The organism is uncultured Campylobacter sp. (genome assembly GCF_937949835.1).
Classification (GTDB): Bacteria; Campylobacterota; Campylobacteria; order Campylobacterales; family Campylobacteraceae; genus Campylobacter_B.
Map to the genome: position 1 here is coordinate 1 of NZ_CALEDC010000353.1, position 5,875 is coordinate 5,875.

General features: G+C 45.6%; 8 protein-coding genes. 5 read left to right on the plus strand and 3 right to left on the minus strand.

Going from position 1 to position 5,875, the window contains the following annotated elements:
- The 3 genes from cysK to Q0256_RS08100 form a co-directional block, all read right to left on the minus strand.
- The coding region (gene cysK / locus Q0256_RS08090) for a cysteine synthase A (protein WP_297962060.1) at positions 1-829 on the minus strand (829 nt) is incomplete at its 3' end.
- Positions 830-838: 9 nt separating this feature from the next.
- Complete coding sequence (locus tag Q0256_RS08095) at positions 839-1,252, minus strand: Rrf2 family transcriptional regulator (RefSeq protein WP_297962062.1); 414 nt, start codon at positions 1,250-1,252, stop codon at positions 839-841.
- On the minus strand, positions 1,252-2,523 hold the full coding sequence (locus tag Q0256_RS08100) for an aminotransferase class I/II-fold pyridoxal phosphate-dependent enzyme (protein WP_297962064.1): 1,272 nt from the start codon (positions 2,521-2,523) through the stop codon (positions 1,252-1,254). The genes Q0256_RS08095 and Q0256_RS08100 overlap by 1 nt, the downstream gene beginning before the upstream one ends.
- Positions 2,524-2,714: 191 nt before the next feature.
- Here Q0256_RS08100 and Q0256_RS08105 point away from each other — a divergent pair, with 191 nt between their 5' ends.
- From Q0256_RS08105 to Q0256_RS08125, 5 genes are all read left to right on the plus strand, one after another.
- Positions 2,715-3,074, plus strand: a complete 360-nt coding sequence (locus Q0256_RS08105) for a hypothetical protein (RefSeq protein ID WP_297962074.1) — start codon at positions 2,715-2,717, stop codon at positions 3,072-3,074.
- The gene (locus Q0256_RS08110; protein WP_297962066.1) at positions 3,075-3,989 is read left to right on the plus strand and encodes an HAD family hydrolase; all 915 of its coding nucleotides are present in this window, start codon (positions 3,075-3,077) and stop codon (positions 3,987-3,989) included. It begins immediately after the preceding gene.
- Between the two features lie 482 nt (positions 3,990-4,471).
- Positions 4,472-4,684 (plus strand): hypothetical protein, encoded by a 213-nt coding sequence (locus Q0256_RS08115; protein WP_297962068.1) that lies wholly within the window; start codon positions 4,472-4,474, stop codon positions 4,682-4,684.
- A gap of 238 nt (positions 4,685-4,922) precedes the next feature.
- Positions 4,923-5,168: a DUF2018 family protein gene (locus Q0256_RS08120; RefSeq protein WP_297962070.1), complete on the plus strand. Its 246-nt coding sequence runs from the start codon at positions 4,923-4,925 to the stop codon at positions 5,166-5,168.
- On the plus strand, positions 5,168-5,875 hold a 708-nt coding region (locus Q0256_RS08125), incomplete at its 3' end, for a polyprenyl synthetase family protein (protein WP_297962072.1). The genes Q0256_RS08120 and Q0256_RS08125, both read left to right, overlap by 1 nt.

Consider the following 5,875-nt stretch of genomic DNA (forward strand, 5'->3'; position numbering starts at 1 on the left):
CAGCGATTTGCGCGGCGGCGAATACGTTAGCACCGCTTGAGATACCCACGAGCAGACCCTCTTTTTGTGCCAGCTGTCTAGCTGCCGCAAACGCATCGTCGTTCTCAACGCTCAAAAAGCCGTCGATGACGCTTCTATCAAGATTATCAGGGATAAAATTTGCACCAATGCCCTGAATTTTATGCCCACCCGCACTGCCGCACGTAAGAAGCGGCGAGCTAGCAGGCTCCACGCCGTAGGCTTTTAGGTTTGGATTTTTAGATTTTAAAAATTTCGCCGTGCCGCTAAGCGTGCCACCTGTGCCAAATCCCGCGACTAAAATATCTACCTTACTGCCGCTTTGCTCCCAAATTTCAGGTCCAGTGCTTTGAAAATGCGCTTTTGGATTGCTCGGGTTATCAAATTGGCTCGGGATAAAGCTATTTGGGGTGCTCGCAGCCAGCTCATTTGCCCTATCTACCGCGCCTTTCATTCCGAATTTCGGATCGGTCAGCTCGATTTTAGCCCCGAATGCGGCTATGAGCTTTTGGCGCTCGATACTCATCGAGCTTGGCATCGTTAGAATGAGCTTCATACCGAGCTTTGCTGCGATCATCGCAAGCCCCACACCCGTGTTTCCGCTGGTAGGCTCTATCAAAACGCTATTTTTATCGATTTTGCCTGAGCTTAGCGCGTCTTTGACGATCTGCCATGCGATGCGATCCTTGACCGAGTGGCTTGGATTTAAAAATTCCGCCTTGGCTAGGATGAGGGCATTTTTGCCAAACGTATTGATTCTAACTAACGGAGTATTGCCGATGAGCTCCGTAACATCGTTTGCTATTTTCATATTTTTCCTTTAAATGCTGAAATTTAAATACTGGACGCTTCGCGCCATCATCTCCTCGTAGCTGCTTAGAGGCTCGTTAAATATCTCTGCCAGCTTGACGTCAAATTTTTCAAAAAGCGCCCGCAGTCCGGGATCGCTCATCTGAATGCTAGTCATCCGCAGATCCTTTTCAAGAGCGGTAAAAATTTCACCGAAAGAAATCTCGCTAGCATCTCTGGCTAGGTGATAACCGCCGTTTTTACCTTTGATGCTACACACCAGCTTTTCGTTTCTAAGGGTATTTAGAATTTGTTCCAAATAATTCTTAGAAACTCCCGTACGCTCGGCGATCTCTTTTATACTTATCGGCGCTACTTCGCTAGCTTTGGCGATCTGCAAAATCGCAGCCAGCCCATAAACGCCCTTTGTGCTTAAAAGTGCCATTATTTCAGTGCCTCACTAAGATCAGAAATCAAATCATTCGCGTCCTCTATACCCACGCTTAGGCGGATTAAGCTCGCAGGTACGCCAGCGCGGTTTAGCTGCTCCTCGTTTAGCTGCGAATGCGTCGTGCTCGCAGGATGAGTAATGATCGACTTCGTATCGCCGATATTTGCTACGACAGAGAAAATTTTAACCTTACTAACCGCCTTTAGCGCTGTTTCTTCGCTATCTACGATGAAGCTCATCAGACTGCTTGCATAGCCGTTTTTAAATTTCGCTTTGATCGCGGCATTAAATGGCGAGCTTGCAAGCCCCGGATAATTGACCTGCTTTACCTTCGGATGATTTTGTAAAAATTCTGCTATCTTTAATGCGTTTTGCGAGTGTTTTTGCATGCGAAGCGGCAGTGTTTCAAGCCCCTGGATGAGCTGAAACGCGTTAAACGGCGATAGCGTCGCACCAATATCGCGAAGCAGGGACAAGCGAATCCTAAGCGTATAAATATCAAAATTATCTACTAAATCCGCATAAACTAAGCCGTGATAGCTCTCATCAGGCTCGTTGAAATGTGCGTAACGCGGATTGCCTTTGAGTTTGGAATTTAATCCTTTGCCCGAAACGATCGCGCCTGCGATGCTAAGCCCCTGCCCGCTTATGTATTTGCTAGCGCTGTGGATTACGACATCGGCGCCGTCATCAAGCGGATTGTAAAGCGCAGGGCTTGGGATCGTGTTATCCGCAATCGTTACTACGCCGTGCTTATTTGCGATTGTAGCGATTTTAGCGGTATTTGCAACCGAAATTTGAGGATTTGAAAGCGTCTCAAAAAAGATCGCTCTAGTCTTATCGTTGATTAAACCTTCCAAATTATCCGCAGTTTCGGAGTCAAAAATCCTAGCCTCGATGCCGAAACGCTTGATCGTGTGCGCCAAAAGCGTGGTCGCGCCACCGTAAATTTTCTCGGCGATGATGATATTTTCGCCCGCTGCGGCTAAATTTGCCACCGCAAAAAATATTGCCGCCTGCCCGCTAGAGACCGCGATTGCGGCTTTGCCGTTTTCCAGCGCCGCAAGTCGCGCCTCAAAAACATCAGTAGTAGGATTTGTCAAACGCCCATAAATTGGTCCTAGATCACGCAGCGCGAAGCGATCGGCAGCCTTTTTGCTAGAACCGAAGTTAAACGCGGTGCTTTGATAAATGGGAACTGCCATCGTGCCGTAGCCTGCGACGGAGTCGTAACCAAAATGAGTTGCGAGGGTTTCTTTTTGCATTTTTGTCCTTTGTAAAAAATTTGGCGAATAATAGCGAAATTTTACAATAAAGTCAAGTATTTTTATATGATTTTAAAATGCCTATAATACGGGATTTATAGAAAAAATATTATTAAAATATAGTTTTACAATATGCGTAATTTTGCCACAATTTCGAATTTTGCTATAATGCGCGCTTTAATTAAGGAAAGATCATGCAAATCAGAGAAAAAGATGAGCGCGTTAAATATATCCGCGCGCTAGAACGCTTCGTAAAATCCGCCGTAGCGCTGCTAAAGCGCGAGGATTTCGACGCAGAGCTTTTTGCGAAGCGAATAGCTAAAAACTACGAAATTTTATCTAAAGCGGCCGCTACGAATCTCGATAGCCCCTACACCAAGGCGCTTGAAAGCTTTGCCAAAAACGTCCTTGATGCTAGCGAGGCAGGGCAGATCAGCGATGCTGCGTTTAGATCAGCGCTACAGCATGAAGCAAACGCTTTGCAAAAGCTCAAAAATAATAAGAGTTACAAAAAAGACAAGCACAAAATCGATTTTTTAAAGGATTATTAGATGAAAACCGTGATTTTTGATATGGATGGCACGCTGCTTGACTCCTCGCGCGCGATCGAAATCAGCGTCAATAACACTCGCCGCGAGCTCTACGGACTAGCGCCTCTACAAAAGAATTTCATCGTCCACACCATCAACGATCCAAGCAAAAACGCCTTTTTAGAATTTTACGGCAAAACCGAAGCGAGCGCCGAAGAGCTTGCTTTTTTCGAGAAAGAATTCGTAAGCAATTACCGCGATTTTGCCGTGCTTTACGAGGGTATCGAGGATCTTTTGCACTCGTGCAAAAAAGCAGGATTTTTTCTCGCAGTCGCCTCCAATGCGCCTTCCTATACCCTAAGCGCGATCTTAGAAAAAACGGGCGTGCGCAGGCTATTTGATCTGGTCGTAGGCGTGAACGAGCAGATGCCATCAAAACCCAACCCTGCGATGCTGCTACACGTAATTGCATGCTCGCCGCACAAAAACGCGATTTTTTTGGGCGACAGCAAAAAAGATGAACTAGCTGCACTCCGTGGCGCGGAATTTTTACAAAATTTAGAATTTCAAGGCGGCAATAACGGCGAGAGCTTAAATGCTAGCCGCGATACGAGTAGAGAGAATTTCAGCGCTAGCAGCGAGGGCTTAAGCTCTTGCGGCGAAAATCTTAACGCGGATGAAAAATTCCGCCCTAACGACACAGGTGCTGACGGGGCGGCAACGCTAAGCTTTAAAGGCGCCAAAATTTCCGCAAAAGCAGAAGCGACGGAAAGTGCACAAGCTGCGGCAGTACGATGCTTTCAAGCAAATTTGGCAGATCTAAGAGGCGCAAAACTTGAGTATTTGCAGGTATGCTGGGGGTTTGGCGAGCCTAGTGAACTAAGCCGCAATGCCCTAAGCATCGCACAAGCGCGCGAAATCATCAGCGGAATTTAAAGCAGCCTGGCTTTTTAGGCAGAGCTAATTAGAAATCTAGTATGCAGCTGAGTAAAATCGCGTTTTAGGCTCTTAAAACGGAGCAAATTCCATCCTCGCACTCAACGCAAGCGAAATTAAAATTTGAAAATAATCCTTGCGCAGAAAATTCCGCCAGCACAAAAACCGGGATCTCATCTGCGCGAGTGGAATTTAAAATTTTAAAAGTAGCTCTTGTGGTGCGCGATTTTATCTGCGTGAAAAATGAAATTCTATCTGTAAAAGGTGGTAGAATTTTAAAAATTTAAAGATGCCTTCTCGCGGATTAATTTAAAATTTGCCTCGAAAACCAGACTTAAAATTTAATGCTAAACGCGATTTTAGCATTCTACTGCGTCCATGGAGTTTCAAATTCTCGCAAAGCAGCGGTATTTTAAAATTTTAAGAAGCCTGATGCGTGTTGCGCGCGCGAGTAGATTTTGCATAAGTAGAATTTATCCGCCGTGCAGAAATCAAAATTTACCGCACAAGCAAAGCTAAAATCCTCTCCGCCTACGCAAAATTCAAGAATTTTGGCGCTCAAGCAAAGCGAAATTCTATCCACTCACGCGAAATCTAAAATTTTACTCGCGCCACAAAATTTTAAAATTTCCGTAAAAATCAAGCTGTTTATCTGTAAATTTAAAATTCCGCCTTCTGCAAAGCTTCGCGTTTAATCCGCCACGCGACCAAGATTAAATTTTTAAATTCCGCTCGCTCTGCCTATCTCGCAAACAAGTAAAATTTTAAAATTTATAGATTCAAAGCCCAAAATCCCGCGCTTAAGCTTAAAATTTACCGCACGCGAGCGCAAAATTTGCGAATCCGCTTTAGTTAAAACCCCGATAGTTTGCCGCGCCCTAACCTAAATTAAATTTTACATTTGCTATAATCACGAAATTTTAAGGAAGGTAAATGGATATTTTTGAAGGCAGCCCAAGAGAGAAATTTTTTGAAATTTTATCCGCTGCAAGCCCTACTTTAGTGCAAAACGAAATCGAAGAAGCTCTAATCCGCCTCATCGCCTGTGAGCGGCTCTGCGAAACGCGCGGCATTAGCGAGCGCGAGATCGAAAGCTTCATCGCACAGCAGGATCTACAAGACGAGCTAAACGACAAATTTTTGCAAATGAGCGGAAATATCCTAAGCAACAACGAATAATGCAAGATCAAATCGATTTAATTATGAAAAGCTTCATCGCAGATTGCGGATACGAGCCTGCTAGCGAGATGTTTGATAGGCTAAGCCCCGGCAAAAAACTGCGCTCCAAGCTGCTGCTAAACATCGCGCAAAAAGATGAAAAATCGCTGCGTCTGTGCGCGATCATCGAGCTCATTCAAGCTGCGAGCCTGCTGCACGACGACGTCATCGACGAAAGCTCGGTGCGCCGCGGCAAACCCTCGATCAATGCCACCTACGGCTCCAAAAACGCCGTGATGCTGGGCGACATACTCTATTCCAAGGCATACTTCGAGCTTTCTAAATTTGAAAGCCGCATCGCCGCCGCGCTTTCGGGCGCCGTCACAAAGCTAGCCGTGGGCGAGCTGATGGACGTGAGCTTAAGCAATGATTTTAACGACGATGCGAGCAAATATCTGCAGATGATCTATCTAAAAACCTCCGCTTTGATCGAAGAGGTCGCACGCTGCGGGGCTTTTTTGAAATTCGGCGACGCAGAAAATCTCGGCGAAATTTCAGATATGAGCGGCACAAAAAACGAAGTCGAAATTTCAAGCTCTAGCACCGCGAAAGATCATGATAAAATTTCAAGCGCGAGCGCAAAATTCGGCGAATACGGCAAAAACCTTGGGCTTGCCTTTCAGATAATCGATGATATTTTAGACGTGACGCAAAGCTCAGAAGCGCTC